11 protein-coding genes are annotated in these 20,403 nt (G+C 37.2%); 7 read left to right on the forward strand and 4 right to left on the reverse strand.

Features of this window, described 5'->3' with window-relative positions; genetic code table 11:
• Positions 1 to 298: 298 nt before the first annotated feature.
• The 3 genes from pnp to J3U42_RS01640 all read left to right on the forward strand — a co-directional run bounded on the left by pnp (position 299) and on the right by J3U42_RS01640 (position 5,415).
• Complete coding sequence (pnp, locus tag J3U42_RS01630; RefSeq protein WP_416380426.1) at positions 299 to 2,416, forward strand: polyribonucleotide nucleotidyltransferase; 2,118 nt, start codon at positions 299 to 301, stop codon at positions 2,414 to 2,416.
• A gap of 24 nt (positions 2,417 to 2,440) precedes the next feature.
• Positions 2,441 to 3,292 carry a lipoprotein NlpI gene (gene nlpI, locus J3U42_RS01635; RefSeq protein ID WP_267335157.1) on the forward strand — a complete coding sequence of 284 codons (852 nt, stop codon included), beginning with the start codon at positions 2,441 to 2,443 and terminating at the stop codon, positions 3,290 to 3,292.
• Between the two features lie 353 nt (positions 3,293 to 3,645).
• Positions 3,646 to 5,415, forward strand: a complete 1,770-nt coding sequence (locus J3U42_RS01640; protein ID WP_267329751.1) for a DEAD/DEAH family ATP-dependent RNA helicase — start codon at positions 3,646 to 3,648, stop codon at positions 5,413 to 5,415.
• A gap of 37 nt (positions 5,416 to 5,452) precedes the next feature.
• On the opposite strand, the gene J3U42_RS01645 is transcribed toward J3U42_RS01640, so the two are convergent.
• Positions 5,453 to 6,847 (reverse strand): MFS transporter, encoded by a 1,395-nt coding sequence (locus tag J3U42_RS01645; RefSeq protein ID WP_267335159.1) that lies wholly within the window; start codon positions 6,845 to 6,847, stop codon positions 5,453 to 5,455.
• A 266-nt stretch (positions 6,848 to 7,113) separates the two neighbouring features.
• On the opposite strand from J3U42_RS01645, the gene J3U42_RS01650 reads away from it, so the two are divergent.
• From J3U42_RS01650 to recB, 3 genes are read left to right on the forward strand one after another with little or no spacing between them, the layout of a single operon-like run.
• On the forward strand, positions 7,114 to 7,410 hold the full coding sequence (locus J3U42_RS01650; protein ID WP_220217864.1) for a YfcZ/YiiS family protein: 297 nt from the start codon (positions 7,114 to 7,116) through the stop codon (positions 7,408 to 7,410).
• A 10-nt stretch (positions 7,411 to 7,420) separates the two neighbouring features.
• Positions 7,421 to 7,879: a phosphohistidine phosphatase SixA gene (gene sixA, locus J3U42_RS01655; RefSeq protein ID WP_267335161.1), complete on the forward strand. Its 459-nt coding sequence runs from the start codon at positions 7,421 to 7,423 to the stop codon at positions 7,877 to 7,879.
• Positions 7,858 to 11,331, forward strand: a complete 3,474-nt coding sequence (recB, locus tag J3U42_RS01660; RefSeq protein ID WP_267335163.1) for an exodeoxyribonuclease V subunit beta — start codon at positions 7,858 to 7,860, stop codon at positions 11,329 to 11,331. The genes sixA and recB overlap by 22 nt, the downstream gene beginning before the upstream one ends.
• Positions 11,332 to 11,512: 181 nt before the next feature.
• Here the strand turns inward: recB and J3U42_RS01665 are convergent, their stop codons facing one another.
• Positions 11,513 to 14,599: a beta-galactosidase gene (locus tag J3U42_RS01665; protein ID WP_267335165.1), complete on the reverse strand. Its 3,087-nt coding sequence runs from the start codon at positions 14,597 to 14,599 to the stop codon at positions 11,513 to 11,515.
• A gap of 429 nt (positions 14,600 to 15,028) precedes the next feature.
• On the opposite strand from J3U42_RS01665, the gene J3U42_RS01670 reads away from it, so the two are divergent.
• Entirely contained in the window at positions 15,029 to 16,750 is a 1,722-nt protein-coding gene (locus J3U42_RS01670) for a carbohydrate porin (protein WP_267329755.1), read from the forward strand.
• Positions 16,751 to 16,860: 110 nt separating this feature from the next.
• On the opposite strand, the gene galR is transcribed toward J3U42_RS01670, so the two are convergent.
• A complete protein-coding gene (gene galR, locus J3U42_RS01675; RefSeq protein WP_267329756.1) occupies positions 16,861 to 17,868 on the reverse strand; it encodes an HTH-type transcriptional regulator GalR in 1,008 nt (335 codons plus the stop codon).
• Positions 17,869 to 18,218: 350 nt separating this feature from the next.
• The gene (locus J3U42_RS01680; protein ID WP_267335167.1) at positions 18,219 to 20,336 is read right to left on the reverse strand and encodes an alpha-galactosidase; all 2,118 of its coding nucleotides are present in this window, start codon (positions 20,334 to 20,336) and stop codon (positions 18,219 to 18,221) included.
• Between the last annotated feature and the right edge of the window lie 67 nt (positions 20,337 to 20,403).

The raw sequence follows: 20,403 nt of genomic DNA on the forward strand, positions 1-20,403 counted from the left end.
CTTGAAAAGAGGCTTAGGCCTCTTTTTCGTTGTGAAAAGTTTGGGCTCTGATATAATACTGAGCGCAAAAAAATAAGTTAATTTTTTTAAGAGTAAATCAATAAGGTAAAAGATTGTCTCCATGTTTCGCGCGACTAATGAGAGCTCTATAATTTATAGATTTGTCATTAGTCGTGACAGTGAAATAATCTTTTGTTGAATACCCCCACATTGTTGAAGTGAATATCCCTAAGTTCAGCTTGATGCTGCTTCCTGTCGAGATATCAAACTTCAGCATATATAACAAGAGGACATTATTTTGTTTAATCCGACATATCAAAAATTCCAATATGGTCGCCATACTGTTACTTTAGAAACAGGAATTATGGCACGTCAAGCAACAGCTGCCGTTATGGTTAATATGGATGATACTGCTGTATTTGTAACCGTTGTTGCGAATAAAAAAGTTAAAGAAGGTCAAGACTTTTTCCCGTTAACGGTTAACTACCAAGAGCGTACTTATGCCGCTGGTCGTATTCCGGGTGGATTTTTTAAACGGGAAGGACGCCCAAGTGAAGGTGAAACCTTAATTGCTCGCTTAATTGACCGTCCATTACGCCCGTTATTTCCGGAAGGATTTGTTAACGAAATTCAAATTATTGCAACCGTTGTTTCAGTTAATCCTGAAGTAAGCCCTGATTTAGTTGCTATGATTGGTGCATCTGCTGCGCTTTGTCTATCTGGTGTACCATTTCATGGTCCAATTGGTGCTGCACGAGTTGGATTTATCAACGATGAATTTGTCTTAAACCCTTCAGTAAAAGAGCTTGCCAGCAGTCGTTTAGATTTAGTGGTAGCAGGAACTAAAAGCGCTGTTCTCATGGTTGAATCAGAAGCGGATATTTTAACTGAAGATCAAATGTTGGCGGCAGTGGTATTTGGTCATGAGCAACAACAAGTTGTAATTGATAATATTAACGAATTTGTTGCTAAAGCAAATCGTGAAAAATGGGATTGGGTTGCACCAGCTAAAAACGAAGCTTTATATGACGCCGTTTCACAATTGGCTAAAGCCCGTTTAGGTGAAGCTTATCGTATTACTGAAAAACAAGCACGTTATGCACAAATCGATCTGATTAAAGAAGAGGTTTTAGCAACTTTACAGGCTCAAGATGAAGAGCTTGATGAAAACGAAGTTTTCAATATTATTGTTGATTTAGAAAGCCAAATTGTTCGCCAACGTGTTATTGCCGGTGAACCACGTATCGACGGTCGCGAAAAAGATATGATTCGAGCGCTGGATATTCGTACCAATGTATTACCAAGAACGCATGGTAGTGCTTTATTTACACGTGGTGAAACTCAAGCACTCGTGACAGCAACATTGGGGACTGAACGTGACGCTCAAATTATTGATGAGTTAACCGGTGAGTATACTGAACGATTCTTATTACACTATAACTTCCCGCCTTACTCAGTAGGTGAAACTGGTATGGTTGGTTCGCCGAAACGTCGTGAAATTGGTCATGGTCGTTTAGCTAAACGTGGTGTTGCTGCTGTAATGCCAAGTAAAGAAGACTTCCCATATACTGTTCGTGTGGTTTCTGAGATTACTGAATCAAATGGATCATCTTCAATGGCTTCTGTTTGTGGTGCTTCATTAGCGCTTATGGATGCAGGTGTGCCAATCAAATCTTCTGTTGCCGGTATTGCAATGGGATTAGTGAAAGAAGGTGATAACTTTGTTGTGCTTTCTGATATTTTAGGTGATGAAGATCATCTTGGTGATATGGACTTTAAAGTAGCTGGTACCCGTGAAGGTGTGAGTGCTTTACAAATGGATATCAAAATTGAAGGCATCACTAAAGAGATTATGCAAGTTGCGCTAAACCAAGCAAAAGGTGCTCGTTTACACATCTTAAGCGTAATGGAGCAAGCGATTAACAAGCCTCGTCAAGAAATTTCTGAATTTGCACCACGTATTTACACCATGAATGTCAATCCTGATAAGATCCGTGACATCATTGGTAAAGGTGGCGCAACTATTCGTGCATTAACCGAAGAAACAGGTACAACAATTGAGATATCTGACGACGGTACAGTGAAAATTGCAGCTTCTGACGGCAATAAAGCCAAAGATGCAATGGCTCGCATTAATAATCTGGTTGCTGATGTCGAAATTGGCAAAATCTACACCGGTAAAGTGACACGTATTGTTGATTTTGGTGCGTTTGTTTCTGTTATTGGTGGCAAAGAAGGTCTTGTTCATGTCTCACAAATTGCTGACCACCGAGTTGAAAAAGTGGCAGATTATTTGAAAGTTGGGCAGGAAGTGAATGTAAAAGTTCTTGAAATAGATCGCCAAGGGCGCATTCGTTTAAGTATGAAAGACGCCGTCGAATCAACACCAGACGTTGCTCCGACGACAGCAGAATAAAAGATTATTCATCAGGAGTTCAATATGAGACTATTCAACCTGAAAATTATAGCCTGTTTATTGGCAGTTGCTATTTTATCAGGTTGTAGTAGTTCTTTTACTGTATTGGCTGTTCCGGAGCAAATTTCTTATGATGACGAATTGAAAATTGCTCAGCTCAGCCAACAGTTATCACGAAAAGATATTGACCCTGTGACACGAATGCAGCTTATTTTTGAACGGGGTATTGTTTACGATTCATTAGGTTTTAAAGCGTTTGCACAAAGTGATTTTAATCATTTATTAAGTATGAACTCTGATGTTGCAGATCTCTATAACTTTTTAGGCACTTATGCCTTAAGAGATGGGGAATTTGATACTGCGATAATGTTGTTTAATACGACTTTAGAGCTCGATCCTGCTTATGCTTTTGCTTATTTCAATCGTGCTATTGCGTTGTATCGTACCGGACATTATCAAACAGCTCAACGAGATGCAATAAAATTCCATCAATATGATGTGAATGAACCAATCCGAATTTTGTGGCTATATCTGATTGAAAAAGAGGCAGATAAACAAGCCGCACAAAAAATGCTACAAAAACGTTACGATCAAATTAGTGATAAAACTGTTTATAGTAGCGATATCGTTGCATTTTATTTAGGTAAAATTAGTCAATCTAAATTAATGCAAAATCTTCAACAAGGCGCTGAAAATAATCGGCAGTTAGCTGAGCGCCTTTGTGAAACATACTTTTACTTAGGTAAATATTATCAGAGTAAAGGTGACAACGAGCGTGCCAAAATGTTATTTAAATATGCTTTAGCCAATAATATTTATAACTTTGTTGAACATCAACAGGCACTTTACGAATTAAAGTTACTTGATGAAAAGTAACAAGGGTCATGCCAGTTTAAAAGTGAAAATATTGTTATAGCGTAGTTCTGATTTGCCAATTATATACACAACTATTTGATGATGCTGTTAATCCGTTTTATCTTTCATAAAGATTGTACCGATATAACTATGTTGCAAAAATTCGAATAGCCTTAAAGCGTATCGGCAGTTAGTTATTGGGGTGAGTTGTAAATTTTCCATTTAGTGAGCTGGCATAAATTGATTAAACTTTCTTTTTTAAAAGCAATACATCATTAAAAAACCTGACTGAGGGTTATCGTTATTGATAATCATCGGAATTGTTATTGCATAAAAAGTCAGTTTTGGTTTTCAAATTTTCAAAGCGAGTTTACATGACAACAGAAGTTTCTTTTACTGATCTTGGTTTATCCGAAGATATACTTAATGCATTAAATGATCTAGGTTTTACTAAACCATCACCTATTCAATCTGAATGTATTCCACTTTTATTAGCTGGAAATGATGTTTTAGGGATGGCACAAACAGGTAGTGGTAAAACCGCCGCTTTCTCAATTCCTTTTTTGATGAATATTGATGTCAATTTAAAGGCACCACAACTTTTAGTTTTAGCGCCAACTCGTGAATTAGCCATTCAAGTTGCCGATGCTTGTGCAGAGTACGCTAAATATATGAAAGGCGTTAAAGTATTACCACTGTACGGTGGTCAACGTTATGATGTGCAATTACGTGCTTTAAAACAAGGACCTCAAATTGTCGTTGGTACGCCAGGTCGTTTACTTGATCATTTAAATCGTAAAACGCTTGATCTTTCAAATCTTAAAGGATTAGTACTCGATGAAGCCGATGAAATGTTAAGAATGGGCTTTATCGATGATGTTGAAAGTATCATGGCAACCATTCCGGAAGATCATCAAACAGCACTATTTTCAGCGACGATGCCAGCGCCAATTCGTCGTATCACTAAGCGTTTTATGCATAACCCTAAAGAGGTACAAATCAAGGGTACGAATCAAACCGCTCCTGATATTGATCAAAGTTACTGGTTAGTTCGTGGTATGCGTAAAAATGAAGCGATTATTCGTTTCTTAGAGGCAGAAGATTTTGATGCTGCCATTATTTTTGTTCGTACTAAAACTGCAACTTTAGATGTTGCTGAAGTCCTTGAAAAACACGGTTATAGTTGTGCAGCATTAAATGGGGATATGACGCAACAGTTACGTGAACAAACACTTGATCGTTTGCGTAATGGTCGATTAGATATCCTTATTGCAACGGATGTTGCGGCACGAGGTCTTGATGTTGAACGTATTAGCTTAGTGATTAACTATGATATTACTTTAGATTCTGAATCTTATGTTCACCGTATTGGTCGTACTGGTCGAGCAGGGCGTGCCGGTCGTGCAATTTTATTTGTTGATAGCCGTGAACGTCGATTACTTAAAAATATAGAACAAACGATTAAAAAACCAATTCCGGAAGTGGGTTTACCGTCAAAAGAGTTGTTAGAAAAACGTCGTTTAGCTAAGTTTACTCAACAAGTACAAGCACAGCTTGAAAGTAGTGATTTGGATCAGTATCAAGCACTATTAAACCAGATTCAAACAGAATGTGGCGCTGATCTTCAAACTATTTCGACGGCTATACTTAAATTAGCTCAAGGTGAACGCCCATTAATTTTACCACCTGATCCGGTGTTCAAACCTTCTCGCGATATGCGTGATCGTGATGGTCGTAATGGCGAGCGTCGTTTACGTGGCGATAATCGAGAAGCACCGAAACGCCGTGAACGTCGTGATGTTGGTGAAATGGATATGTATCGTATCGAAGTTGGTAAAGAAAACGGTATTGAAGTTCGCCACATTGTGGGAGCGATTGCCAATGAAGCGGATATTAGTAGCCGTTATATTGGTAATATCAAACTTTATGATACTTATTCAACCGTTGAATTACCAAAAGGTATGCCTAAGGATATCTTAAAACACTTTGAAAAAGTGAGAGTCCTTAATCAACCAATGAAGATGAGTTTAGTCAATGGCGCATCTTCTGATGCTAAGCGTGGTCGTCGTGGTAGTAGTAAAGTTGAATCGAAAGAGAAAGGCTTTACAAAAAAACGTGGTCGTGCGCCGGCACCTAAGTTTTAATTGTCAAAACCTCTGCTTAATGGCAGAGGTTTTTTTATCAATGATTACCTCGAATATTTTCACCGGCACTTTTAGGAAGTGTCATAAAATCAATCATAGCGACAAGAGTTAACCCAGCAACCATTAATAATGCCAAACGAAAATCTTCAACTGTTAAATTGGTATTATTATGTCCATGAAAACAAGCTGCGATAAATAAGAATAATGCCCCTAATACTACCCCCAAAACATTGTTGATTTGTTGCGCAATAGTTGAAAGTATATTAGCGCTTTGTACTTCACTTTTATCAATTTGCGAAAAACCTAAAGTATTTAGCGTTGTAAATTGAATTGATCTTGTTCCTCCGGATAGAAACAATACGGCTATCATCCATATCATTGGCGTTTGTGCCGTAAAAAAGGCGCATAAGACAAAACTGAGTGATAACAATAGGCCGTTTATAATTAAGATATGACGAAAGCGATAGCGACGGATCAAACTTGTATTGACTAATTTAAGTGTGATGTTACCAGCAAATAAAACCAATAATAGCGATCCGGCTAATAATGGTGACCAGCCAAATGCAACTTGAAACATAAGTGGTAACAGAAAAGGTGCACTGCTTAAGGCAATGCGGATTAATGATCCACCCAAAAAATTGGTTCGAAAAGTTCGTTTTGAAAATGCATGCAAGCTTATTAATGGGTTATTTGAGTGGGTTAAATGATAACAAGCTATGGTCAATATCATACTGCCGGAAAAAACAATCGATAAGCACAGCCAGATACTGTTTTCGGTGTGTGAAATCATCTCCAGCCCGTAAACAAAAAGCAGTAAACCTAAACCGCACAATATAAAACCGATTCCGTCAAACGCCCGCTTTTGTGGTCGCTCTTTAGGAATTAATTTCCTTGCAAAAAATAGTGCGATAATCCCTAGCGGAATATTAAGAATAAAAATCCAATGCCATGTGAGATATTGGGCAAAAAATCCGCCAATCAAAGGTCCCATAACAGGCGCAATGAGACCTGGCCAAACTAAAATAGAAATAGTGTTAACGAGTTGGTCTTTTTCGGTGCGGCTTAAAACAACTGTTCGCCCAACCGGTACCATTAATGATCCGCCTAATCCCTGCAATAACCTTGCTATGGTGAACATTGTCAGGTTAGTTGAAAGGGCACAAAATAATGAAGCTAACATAAATAAAACAATCGAAATGGAAAATACCCGATGCGCGGTAAAACGATTTGCCAGCCAACCACTGGCGGGTAGGCCAATAGCTAAGGCAAGCATGTAAGCACTAATGCCTATTGAAAGCGCTTGCGGGTTAACATAAAAAGATTTAGCCATATCCGGTATAGCCGTTGTGATGACGGTGGCATCTAAGTTTTCCATAAAAAATGTTGCTGCGACTAAAATCGCCATTTTTCGGACATGATTATTTTGCTGCATATGTTCACTAATAAAAAATAACTATCAATATATAGTACAAAAAATTTGAGTAATAAGAACGAGATTTTTAATTTCTTTATACACGATAGGATACTTAATTGCGCTTAGTTGGACTATTTTTTGGTTGGCACGATTAAGCTAATTTTTGGCAATCTTCCACGCTAATAAGCAAACAAATTGATAGGGTAAAATACTTGAGAATTTTGCCCTTAGATTTGATTGAGAGTATACTAATAGCAAATTAATCGGTATAACAGAGGTATAGCATGACAGATTCTTTAAATAAATGTAAAGCCAACGACACGCCAGCGTGTTGTTGTGTTGATGTGGGTACAATCATTGATAATGAAGATTGTAGCGCTGAGTACGAGCATGTTTTTGCAACGCAATCAGAAGCTGAAGCTAAATTGGCATCATTAACTCAAGCTGCTAATGATGTTGCCTCAGAACCATGCGAAATCAATAGCAGCATTGATAAAGTTGAAAATGGTTTTAAATTAACAGCTAAGTTCACCTTTTGTTGTGGCGCTGAGTGTTTAATTTTTCAATTAAAATTACGCTAATCAGATATAAATGAAAGTTTGTATTATCAGACATGGTGAAGCAGGTTTTTCTGCTTCATCAGATGCTAGCCGTGCACTTACCGAGTTTGGTCAAAAGCAAGCAAAGCAAGCAGGCCTTTGGCTTAAACAGCAGGACTTTAGTTTTGACCTAGGACTAGTTAGCCCGTATTTACGTGCTCAGCAGACCTTTGCACAATTGTCATCTCAAGTTTTTGTGGCAAAAAATGAAACTGAAAAGAATTTAGTGCCGGGAGGTAATCCGTCATATATCGCTGATTTATTAACTGCTCTTGCATCGACTCAATGTCAAAATGTTATAGTTGTATCGCATTTGCCATTAGTGGGCTATTTGGTTAATGAACTGTGTCCAGAAGTATCGCCCCCGATGTTCCCGACAGCAGCTATTGCTTGCGTTGATTTATCTTCAAATGCGGCAGGGAAACTTGAATGGTTTCATCAACCGGAATAAAAAAACTCAATCTATTTGATTTACCCTTAACTGGTCGAACGCTGATCGAAGCGTCGGCTGGTACGGGTAAAACTTATTCGCTTGCAATCATCTATTTACGATTGTTGCTTGGTATTGGGGAAAACAGTTATCCTAAACCGCTCGATGTTAGTCAAATATTAGTGGTGACTTTTACCAAAGCGGCAACACAAGAACTACGCTCACGTATCAGACAAAATATTCAGGAATTAAAATTAGCCATAATTGAAGGCAAGCATCAAGATCCGATTTATCAACAATTAATCGATCTTATTGAAAATAAACATATTGCTATCGAAAAGTTGACTCAAGCGCAACAATCGATGGATGATGCGGCTATTTATACAATTCATAGCTTCTGTCAACGTATATTAACCAGCCATGCTTTTGAATCGGGTGTTCTTTTTGAACAATCTTTGATTGCCGATGAATACGAACTAAAATTAAATGTAATTCAAGATTTTTGGCGCCAATATTTTATACCACTAGATAAATCGCTAGCTTATTTAGTGCTTGAAACTTGGCAAGATCCAACGGCACTATTAGCCGATTTAACGCCTTATTTAAATGTTGAGTTAGATGATTCAAATGATGAAGAACTGGAACTAATTGAGAAGATCAAAGCGTTTTATCAGCAAAATTTTGCAAAAATTGATGCTATTAAAAAAGCGTGGCTTACTTCGGTTAACCAATTGTCGGATATTATTACCCAATCCGGGGTAAATAAGAAATCTTATAGTAGTCGATATTTACCTAATTGGTTAAATAAGATCACATCTTGGGCACAAACAGCTACACAAACCTTTGGCTTACCAACAGAGCTTTCAAAATTTTGCCAATCTGTTTTGTTAGAAAAAACCAATAAAGGCCAAACAGCACCGACCCATCCAATTTTTGAACAGATTGAAGCACTGTGCAATAGTGTGCTCAACTTACGTAGTTTAATCTTAATGGATATAGTAAAAATTGTTCAAAAAGGGATCTATTACCAAAAGATTAAACGTGGAGAAATGAGTTTTGATGATCTGCTATGGCAACTTCATCGAGCTTTACGCGCTAAAAATGGTAAGCGATTAGCATTAAATATTGCCAGCAAATATTGTGTTGCCTTGATTGATGAGTTTCAAGATACCGATCCGGTGCAATACAAAATTTTTGATTATATCTATCCTAAACATAGTTTAGATACTGGTTTACTGTTTATTGGCGATCCTAAACAAGCGATTTATAGCTTTAGGGGGGCTGATATTTTTACCTATCTCAAAGCGAAGCAATCCACTGGTGAAAATCATTTTACGATGCACATCAATCATCGCTCATCAGCATCAATGGTTGAAGCGGTAAATCAGCTGTTTGCCAATCATGATAATCCATTTATTTTTGAAAATATCCCATTTCTAAACATGGATAGTGCTGAGCGTAATAGGCAAAAAGCGCTACTTATCGATAGTCAACCAACCAATGCGTTAACTGCCTATTTATTGCCTGAACAAGTGACAACGAAAACCGAATATCAGGAATATATGGCATCGTGCTGTGCAAAGCAAATTGTGGCGTGGTTAACTGATCAATCGATATCAATTCATGATGGAACTGCGCCACGTAGAGTATCGACAGCTGATATTGCTATTTTAGTTCGTACCGGGCGAGAAGCTGAAATTATTCAACAAAAGTTGCATCAAAGTGGTGTCAAAAGTGTCTATTTATCAAATCGCACTAGCGTTTTTCTATCCGATGAAGCGCAACAAGTTCTATGCTTATTACAAGCAGTGCTCATGCCTGAAAATGAATCAGCGTTACGCTTAGCATTAATGACCAAATTACTCGGGCAATCCATGGCAGAACTTGAGCAAATTAGCGATGATCAAGATAAATGGGAAAGCTTAATTGAGGAGTTTAAACAATACCAAATCATTTGGCACTATTATGGCGTCTTAGTTATGTTACGCCGTATGATGAAAAAACGCCATTTGGCTGAAAATATTTTGGCTAGTGAAGGTGGTGAACGAATATTAACTAACTTTATGCATTTGGGCGAATTATTGCAAGAAGCCGCAGATGAATTAGACAGCCCTTACGCCTTAGTACGTTGGCTGACTAAACAAATTGTTAATCCGGATTTTAATATCGAAAATCATGAACAGCGTTTGGAAAGTGATGAAAATTTGGTCAAAATTATTACCATTCATAAGTCTAAAGGTTTAGAATTTCCGCTTGTATGGTTACCGTTTATTGCGCAATTTCGAGTCTCTGACAGTCGCTTTTATCATGATAAATCTAACGACTATCGAGCAACCTATGCCTGGCAGTTGACCGATGAAATTAAACAGCAGATAGAAGATGAGCGCTTAGCTGAAGATTTACGACTGTTATATGTTGCTATGACAAGATCGGTTTATCATTGTAGTATTGGTTTAGCCGCTTTGAAAAAAAGCCAATCTGCAATCAATTATCTATTGAAAGATGACTTAAATGCAGTAGGTAATTTTGCTCATTTGGTTAATGTTGAACTGCCAATTTCAACTAAGCAATATATTTCAACTCAACCATTGAATGAATCATTATCCGCAAATGTTTTTGAGCGTAAATTTACAACTAACTGGCGAGTGACTAGCTATAGTGAGTTGCAAAAACACTATACGGTTTTACCATATAATTCAAATGTGATTAGTAATTGGGATTTAGATCAAGAACAATCAATCGACAATCTTACTTACGCAGAGACGCAGTTGGATATTCACCATTTTCCTAAGGGTGCCTATGTTGGTACTTTGTTACATAAAATCATGGAAAATATTTCACCCACTAATATCAACCAATTGTGCGGTGATATGCTCAAAAAACTTAATTTAGAAGACAACTGGTTGCCGGTCATAACGACTTGGATTGAACGAGTGTTAACCACTGAACTTCATCAAAAAGGTGCTACTTTAATGAATCTATTAAATGGTAAATGCATCAATGAATTACAGTTCTATTTGCCGATACGTCAAGCGGTGACCAGCGAGCAATTTGATAACTTATGTAAACAGTATGATGAGTTATCATTGCAGTGCCCCGAACTTGATTTTGAAACCATTAAAGGCATGCTAAAAGGTTTTATTGATTTAGTGTTTGAGTTCGAAGGGAAATACTATATCATCGATTATAAATCAAATTGGTTGGGTGAAAACGAACAAGCTTATGATCAAAATGCTATCAAACAAGTGATGTGTGAACATCGCTATGATTTGCAATACCAACTTTACTGTTTAGCGCTACACCGTTTTTTAAAAAGCCGTTTACCGAATTATCGCTATCAAGACCATTTTGGTGGTGTTTATTATCTCTTTTTGCGTGGAATGCCTGAACAAGGTGTTTTCTTCCATTTACCTCATCAACAGTTTATTGAAAAGCTCGATGAGCTGTTTGACGGTCAAGATTCGCATTGTTAAAAAAACTGAGTGTATGCACTAATTTTCACTTATTATTTTAGTGCTGACATAACCAATATCCTTTTATTTTTCCCATTATCTTTCATGATTTACTCGGCGTTATGATCAAGTGGTAGATTTGTAAAAGGTAGTTAGAAGGCACAAAAATTGTGCCTTTTTATTTGGTCAAAATCGGCTTATCTCAACATCTAAATACCAGTTGATAACTATAATGTTTATCCGTGAGTAAATATTCTTGATGAACATTAGGTGTCCACGAGTCATCTCCGCCAATACCCATATGATAAGCATCGATACTCACATAAGCGGTGGTTTGCGGTTCGAGTAAGTGGCGATGTGATGTTTCCATTAGTTGTTTGGTACCGTATTGGTTAATATTAAATTTGAACTTTTGACCGGTGATAATCATGTCATTAAGTTGCAATTTCTTCACATCGCAACGTAAACCGTTTTCGCATGGATAAATATATGGGGTGTAGAGTGCTGAAAATGGTAATGACCACTGGGCAAAAATAGCCGAACTTTTACGGTCAGGGTAATTTTCATGAGGTCCTAAACCTAGCCATTTCACCTGTTTTGGTATCTGTCTTAATTGATAGGTCAGACCGATACGGGCAGGTGCCGGCATATCATTGTTTATATCAACGTGCACCGATATTGTTAAGTTACCTTGTGAATCAAATTGATGTAACCACCTACTTTGGATGACTCGCTGGTTTTTGACATAGTAGCCGTGCAAAGCTTCAATAACAATTTTATCAATTGATTGAGTAACATCAATACCTAAGCATTGGTGGGAAAGATTGTAGTAACCCGAAGCTTTCCACTGCTCAACCCAAGCAAACGGGTTATTGTTACTGTCAAAATCACCACTAATACCAATATCATTATCAATCGGAGCTCGTATAAATTGGTCAGCAAAAGGGGCGGCTAATAATGGTTTATTGGCTTTTAACCATTGACTTAATTGCCCGGTTTGTTTATCAAATTGCCAAACTTGATTTTGAAAATTGATCACATACTGATCTTGATTTTCGCTCAATTTGAGTTGATTTTTATTCGGTACAAATGCGATCGGTGCAATGTAGTTATTCTTTAATTTCCACTGCTCCCATGCAACAATATGTTTAGCGGGTGACCAAGATGTCGCTTTGCTTTGTATCACCTGTACGGTTAAATGTAAGTCTTCATCATTAAGATCATGAGGTAATTTATCTAATAAAGTGATCGATACGCTGGCAGTTGGTTTAATATCAAGTTTAATTTTATTACTTAGTTTTTTCTTACCACTTAACGATAATTCCCAGTGCAAAACTTCATTATTGCTATGTTGGAATAGGTATTCGCTGGTAATTTCAATTATTAGTGGTTCTTGATTAATTAATTTAAATTGAAAAGGTTGTTGTATTTTTTTTACCTCGATGACACTTGGGTGTAATTTGCGATCGGGAAAAACTAAACCGTCTAAGCAAAATTGTCTGTCATGGTATGCTTCGCCAAAATCACCGCCATAAGCCCAATAGCTGTCACCAGATTGAGTATGACAACGAATGCCATGATCAGCCCATTCCCAAATAAAACCACCTTGTAATCGAGGATATTGTCTGAATGCTTGCCAATATTTAAAAAATCCGCCTAAGCTATTACCCATAGCATGGGCATATTCACAGAGTATCAAAGGGCGTTTTTCATCAGGCATTGAAATCCATTTTTTTATCGCCCATTTAGGGACGTAAGGGTGTGGTTGATCTTGATCGACTCTTGCATACATCGGGCAAATAATATCGGTAGCAGCTGTATTCGCACCACCGCCTTCGTACTGAACCGGACGAGTGGGATCATGACTTTTTATCCAAGCATAAAGCGCATCGTGATTGGCTCCATGTCCCGATTCATTACCTAACGACCAAATGATTATAGATGGATGATTGCGATCTCGCTGTACCATGCGAGTGACTCTTTCACTGTAAGCGGCAAGCCACCTTGGGTCATCAGATAAGCGGGACATTGGAAACATACCATGCGTTTCAATGTTGGCTTCGTCTACTAAATACAGGCCATATTGATCACAAAGTTCATACCAGCGAGGATCGTTGGGATAATGGCTACAGCGAACCGCGTTAAAATTGTGCTGTTTAATGAGTTTAATATCTTGCAACATGGCTTCTTCGGTGAGTGCATAACCCATATCCGGATAGAATTCGTGTCGATTAGTTCCTTTTATCAGTAATGGTTTACCGTTTATACAAAGTTGCCCATGCTTAATTTCAATAGTGCGAAAACCAACATTATAAGCTTCTGATTCGATTAATCCGTTCTTTTTGTGATATAAGCTGACAACCACACGGTAAAGATTGGGCGTTTCAGCACTCCATATCTGCGGTTTGGTAACGGGGATGCGGCAATATAAACGGTCATTATATCCGCCTTTTTCATCGATCGACGGTGTACCGATTGATTGTTGACGTTCGGCAATTAAGGTATTTTTCTGCCATAATTCAATATCGACCTTTAATAACTCGCTATCACCGTGATGTTTAACATCAATTTGTAGTGATAAATTAGCATTTTGATAACAATCATCAAATTGAGTTTGAATTTCAATATTTCGAAGATGCGATTTCGGTTTATTAAGTAATGAAACGCCACGAAAGATACCACTTAATCGCCACATATCTTGATCTTCTAGATAACTACCGTCACACCATTTTAAAACTAATACCGCAATGCGGTTTTTACCTGCTTTTAAAAATGGTGTTAAATCAAATTCAGCAGCAATTCGACTATCTTGTGAATAACCAACCCAATGACCATTACACCAAAGGTGAAAAGCTGAACTGACGCCGTCAAAGATGATTCTTGTTTCACCTTCACCTAGCCACTGTTTTGTTATATCAACATAGGTTGAATAGCAGCCTGTTGGGTTGTCCTCGGGCACAAAGGGAGGATTATAAGCAAAAGGGTAACGAATGTTAGTGTAAACCGGTGAATCATAACCCTGTAATTGCCAATTAGAGGGTACAGGTATGGTTGTGGTATCGAGCTCTTTTTTTAACCACGATTCGGGGATAAGTTTTGGACTAGTAAAGTAGCTAAAAAACCAATCGCCATTTAACGATATTATTGCATTACTATGGCTATTGTTTTTCGCACTTTGTTTGTCTCGCCAGCTATGGAATAAGGGGTGCGTATCAAGTTTGTTAATACTCAAAACGGATAAATTATTCCAATCATGTCGGTTTATAATTTCATTAAAAGACGGATTCATATATTCTCCACTTATTCTTAAGCTATCAATTTTGGGTTAATTCATATACGTTTTTAAATCTCTTTAATTATAAATAACCAACGTTCAAAAACAGTGATCAACTTAACATTTATGTAATCGCATACATTTTCATTAAATAAGATTGTTAGTTGTTTTTTATCTTCAAAAATAATATGCGATTACACCTCCAGTTTTTGCTAACAACAAAAAAATTATTACTGTGATATAGTTCACAATATTGGCAATAAGTTTTTGAATAACCATTTTTATTCGTTATATTAAAAAGCGTCCATAAATGGATTTGGATTGTTACCGAGCATATATTATCGGGCAAAACCTAAAGAACAGCGAAAACTGTTCTTTAGGTTTTTTTTTGTCCCAAATTTACGGGGCTTTTAATTGTTCAGCAAAATAAATGAGTAGGAAAAAATGAAAAATTCAACAAAAACAGTATGTAAAGTAAAACTTAAACGAATCGTTTTAGTGACTTTGCTAAGTTTGTGTTATTTGCCAAATGCTATGGCTGCTACTCAAGATGAGTTAGAAGCAAGGCTTGCTGTATTAGAGCAGAAATTATTAGCACTTAGTGAAGAGTCTAATGATTTAAAAAAACAAGTAATAGCATCAAATAAACAAATTGCAAAATTAAATAGCGATCTACAAAAACAACAAGTAGTAATAAACAATCAGAAAAAAGCCCTTAAAGATAGTCAATCAACAGCGATTGTTAAACAACAAACGCCAGTCATTCCACCGCAACAGGTTAATGCTAATAATCAAGTTATTATTGTGAGTAACAATGGCGAAGCTACACAACAAGTAGATCAACCAGTGAAAACGGCTTTCACTTTAGACGAATTTAAAGATTATATTAAAGAAGAAATTGGTTTTTCTTATAACGGCTATTTTCGTGGTGGATGGTCAACTTCCAGAAACGGAAAACCTAAAAACTATGCTGAAGGGGCATTAGGTCGATTTGGTAATGAGTATGGTGGTTGGTATGATCTTATCTTTAAGCAAAAAGTGTATGATCAAGATTCAAGGCGAGTTGATGCCATTGTTATGATTGACGGAAATGTGGCAACGAATAAAGCAGCAGGGCTATTTAATACTCAAGATGATAATATTATGCAGTTTTCTGATATTTATTTGGAAACTACAGGATTTGTCCCTTTCTTTCCTGAAGCAAAACTTTGGGTGGGTAAACACTCTCTACCTTATAACGAAATCCAGATGTTAGACTGGAAAACACAAAAAACCCCTGCCGGTGGTGGTATCGGTATCGAAAATCTCAAAGTGGGTGTCGGCGCACTTGATTTAGCATTAGTTCGAGCGGATGTGAATGTTAGAAATGGCAAAAAAGAAGTAATTGGAACTGATAGTGAGGGGAATGAATTAACCCAATATAAAAAAGAAGAAGTTGATTTGAATGAAATAGAGATTCGTTACCGTGATATCCCGCTGTGGAATGATGCAACGCTCGGTGTTAATGCACGTTATTCAGCGCCGAATAAATCGAAAATTCAAGATAGTGTGTCTGTCAAAAATGCTTGGTTAGCAAGTTTAGTTTTACGCCAAAATCAATTCTTTGGCGGGTTTAATCAGTTTACTTTACAAACGGCTACCAATTCGGTTGCTTCGCATTTTGCTAATATTAATACGAATAACCCTGAGTTTGCGGCTAATGCTGATAATGACTATATAGGCACACATACTGGCGGTAAAGCGTACCGTTTAGTCTCTGAAGGTGAGGCTTATTTAAGTGATGATGTTATTGTTGCTCATGCATTAGCATTAACCACAGGTAATGATGTTTATTCTTATGATCTTAATTTACCGCACACCGATTTTAGCAGCTTCAAATCAGCAATTCGACCTGCTTATATCTGGGATAATTATAACCAAAGTGGTGTAGAGATTGGTTATTTCAAACAGAAGAATAAAGCGGGTAACAAAACTTATCGAGAGGAAGGATATAAAACAACGCTTTATCACTCTTTTAAAGTTGGAAAAAGTATTTTATCTTCCAGACCGGATATCCGTTTTTATGTCTCTTATATTGAATCGTTGCAAAATGATATAAGTAAGTTTGATTTTAACGGTAAAGATCATCAATTGAGTTTTGGTGTTCAAACTGAAGTTTGGTTTTAGTCATTACGGCTAAAATCAAAAAAATTTCATCTGAACAATGACAAGGTTAATTTGCTTTGCTCAAATTGTTCAGATGATATTTATATTTTAGGAAATAGGAAAATTTAAACTTATTCTTGAATAAAATTAACTGAATAGCGTTTGGTTAATGTAGGTACAAATACATTAACTAGATTAGTCGGAGGCTCTTCGCCTTTAGCTAATAACAAGGCAAGTTCAGCAGCTTGCTCAGCCATAGTTTGTAACGGATAGCGAACAGTGGTTAATTTTGGATGTAAGTACCGTGCTAGTAATAAATCATCAAAACCAATAATCGAAACTTCGTTAGGAATTTTAATATCGTTGTCATACAAAACCGACATTGCACCTGCTGCCATGGAGTCATTGTAGCAAGCAATAGCGGTAATCTGACGATTGCGTTCAAGTAATGACATCATTGCTTGCTCGCCACCGACTTCATTTGGTGATGCAAAAGTAATTAAATTTTCATCAACTTTTATATTATGTTCAGCTAATGCGTCTTTATAACCTTGTAATCGATCTGATGAGTCAGATATTTCATGATTAGAACATAAATAACCAATTTGACGATGACCATTTTGGATCAAATGTTTAACCGCTAAATATGACCCATAGCGATCATCAAGAGCGATACAACGTTTTTCAAAACCTTTTACTATTCGGTTAATTAAAACCATGCCCGGCACTTGTTGCATTAACTTTATTAATCTAGAATCTGGCAAAACTTTAGCATGGACAACCAGTGATGAGCATCGGTGTTCAATGAGCTGTGTGATAGCATTGTATTCTTGTTCTTCTTGATGATATCCATTACCAATTAATAAAAAGTTTCCTGTTCGTTTGGCCACTTTCTCAATTGTTGTGACCATAGCGCCAAAAAAAGGATCAGAGACATCCGCAACGACAATACCGATTGTATTTGAATTTTGCTGGGATAATGCACGTGCATTAGCATCTGGATAATAGTCTAATTTTTCCATGGCCTTTTTCACAATTTCACGTGTTTTATCACTGACATTGTCTGCGTTATTGATCACTCTTGATACTGTTGCAACAGATACTTTAGCTAATTGTGCAACATCTTTTATTGTCGCCATAAAAAAGACCCTTTATTTAATTACTTCTTATAAAATTATGTTTTTATGTATATTATTTGTCAATATAGAGCTTGTAGACTACCAACGATTAAAAACAAAAAGGGCTAGTAAAGCGGAAGGGGAACCTGCACTTGAATCATTTTACTTGCATCCTAAAGTTGATTCTGTTTGTAAAACATATTACTCCAAATATGTGACTTCACTATGCATGATAAGGCAAAACGTTAAGTTTGCCAAACCCTATCTAATCCTGAATCGTTTCAGTAAAAATAAGTTATTAAAGGGGACGTGGATATTTTCACCATTTCCCCTTTTTTTCATAAATGCTAAGTTATGGATTTTAAGTCATATTATTTAACTGTTACTTTTATCAGCATTGCCGTAGCAGGATCTAGAACTGGCAATGGTAATCCGATATTCATTAACCAATCTCCAGATAATATGGTTTGTTGCTCCATCCATTTTGGTAATACTTTCATTGCATGACCACTAATTTTTGGATCAATATTATCCGGCATATCTAACACTTCAATGTGATATTGTTTATCCGGTAATAAACCTGTTAAACGTAAATTACCACTTAATGCATAAGTTGGTAGTGCTAATTGTGCGACAATGAAAGCGGCTTGTTTTTGGTCTTGGCTGACAACCCCATAACTTTGCATAGCTGGCGCATCGTCCACATCTAAACGAACGCTGTTACCATTATGCAGTAATGGCCGAAGTTGTTTATGTAATTTGATATAGTGCGCAAAACCTTGTTGCTCAGCGTCTGACTCTTTAACCGGGTCTAGTTCAACGCCCATATGTCCGAATAACGCTGTTAAGCCCCGTAAATTCATGTGTAATTGACGGAAAGTTGTATGGCATAATGCACCACCAATATGCGCCCCCATTACCTCTGGAGGGAAGAAATAACTCATACCACGTTGAATAATTTGTCGATCTAAGGCATCGTTAGAGTCTGAAGTCCAGAAACGTTGAGTTCGTTTTAATATCTCATAATCAATACGCCCACCACCTGATGAACACGATTCAATTTCAACATGAGGGAATTTTTGTTGTAAGATATCAATCAATCGATAAAGTGCTTTTGTTTGTCCGACAATTGCCGGGTAGCCTTCATGACCAGCTTGAACGATTTCACGATTCATATCCCATTTAATGTAATCAATATCATAACTACTGAGCAACCAAGTCAATCTTTCCAATAGGTAATCAAAAACGGCTGGATTTTGTAGATCGAGTAAATATTGATGTCGCCCTTCTGGTTGATTGTAACCTCGTAACTCGAGTAACCAATCCGGATGAGCCCGATAAAGATCAGAATTTTTATTGATCATCTCCGGTTCGACCCAGATACCAAATTCCATACCGAGATCTTTAACATGTTTAATTACAGGCTCTAAACCATTTGGGTATTTTCGTTCATCTAAATACCAATCACCTAATGCTTGATAGTCATCGTCTCGTTTACCAAACCAACCGTCGTCAATAATAAAGCGTTCCACGCCCATTTGAGCTGCTTTGGTTGCCATTTGCATAATATAATCCGGGTTATGGTCAAAAAAGATCCCTTCCCAAGTATTAAGATGTACCGGACGTGGTTTATTTTGTACAAATTTAATGATATTTTGGCGTAAAAATTGATGAAAATTTTGGCTCATTTTATTTAAGCCTTCATCGCTATAAGTCGCATATAGCCAAGGCGTGCTGAGTGTTTCTCCTTTCGCTAAAGATATCTCACCTGAATAGTAGAGAGCTTCTGCTTGAATAAAACGTTTACCATTACTTTTTACGGCGACTTGAATTCGGTGATTACCACTCCAACCCAAATGAATTCCCCAAACTTCGCCAGTCTGTTCTTTAAATCCTTCTGCGCCTACAACCATTCCCGGAAAATATTCGTGCGATGTGCGCCCACGGCGGTTTTCCTGTAAATATCCACAATGTTCTATTTTTGTTCGGTGTGGGAAAAACTCTTTAATCCACCGCCCACTAAATGCCATTAGCTCCTGCGCTCGTTCCGGAATAGGTAGTGTTACTGATAGACGGCTAACTTGATAGGGTTCATCTGCTAAATTAGTCAGACTATTTTGACACTGCAAAACGCCGCTATCATCCAAAATTAATCTGCTAGTTAACCGGAGTTTTGCAATATTATCCTCACTGATTATGGTGATGTCATTACCGGATGTTTTAACTTCTTTGGTGACAAAAACAGGTGACCAATCTTGACCATTTCGATGCCCTTCAAGCCCGGGGGTACTAAAATTACCTAAGCCTTCTTCGGGGCTAAGCGTAAAAGGTACGTCAACATCAATACGCGCATTAGGCACCGCAGGTATAAACATATCTATCGCATCCGGTGATTTGTCATGTAACCGTTTACCAAAATAACAAAGTTCTGCATAAGGTTTAGTGCGTAAGATAATATCGATATTATTATTTCTAAGATGATAGTTCATGTCTTCTCCCAAAGTTAATCACATCACGGGTATAAGATAATGAAAATTGAACTAAAATAGTATTATT

The sequence above is a fragment of the Gilliamella sp. B2923 genome (assembly GCF_026536565.1).
GTDB lineage: Bacteria > Pseudomonadota > Gammaproteobacteria > Enterobacterales > Orbaceae > Gilliamella.

What these genes read in the sequence shown, in the direction of transcription:
- nlpI (WP_267335157.1), top strand. Translation starts at nt 2,441, where the DNA reads ATGAGACTATTCAACCTGAAAATTATAGCCTGTTTATTGGCAGTTGCT.
- J3U42_RS01680 (WP_267335167.1), bottom strand. Translation starts at nt 20,336, where the DNA reads ATGAACTATCATCTTAGAAATAATAATATCGATATTATCTTACGCACT.
- recB (WP_267335163.1), top strand. Translation starts at nt 7,858, where the DNA reads ATGGTTTCATCAACCGGAATAAAAAAACTCAATCTATTTGATTTACCC.
- J3U42_RS01665 (WP_267335165.1), bottom strand. Translation starts at nt 14,599, where the DNA reads ATGAATCCGTCTTTTAATGAAATTATAAACCGACATGATTGGAATAAT.
- sixA (WP_267335161.1), top strand. Translation starts at nt 7,421, where the DNA reads ATGAAAGTTTGTATTATCAGACATGGTGAAGCAGGTTTTTCTGCTTCA.
- J3U42_RS01650 (WP_220217864.1), top strand. Translation starts at nt 7,114, where the DNA reads ATGACAGATTCTTTAAATAAATGTAAAGCCAACGACACGCCAGCGTGT.
- J3U42_RS01645 (WP_267335159.1), bottom strand. Translation starts at nt 6,847, where the DNA reads ATGCAGCAAAATAATCATGTCCGAAAAATGGCGATTTTAGTCGCAGCA.
- galR (WP_267329756.1), bottom strand. Translation starts at nt 17,868, where the DNA reads ATGGCGACAATAAAAGATGTTGCACAATTAGCTAAAGTATCTGTTGCA.
- J3U42_RS01640 (WP_267329751.1), top strand. Translation starts at nt 3,646, where the DNA reads ATGACAACAGAAGTTTCTTTTACTGATCTTGGTTTATCCGAAGATATA.
- J3U42_RS01670 (WP_267329755.1), top strand. Translation starts at nt 15,029, where the DNA reads ATGAAAAATTCAACAAAAACAGTATGTAAAGTAAAACTTAAACGAATC.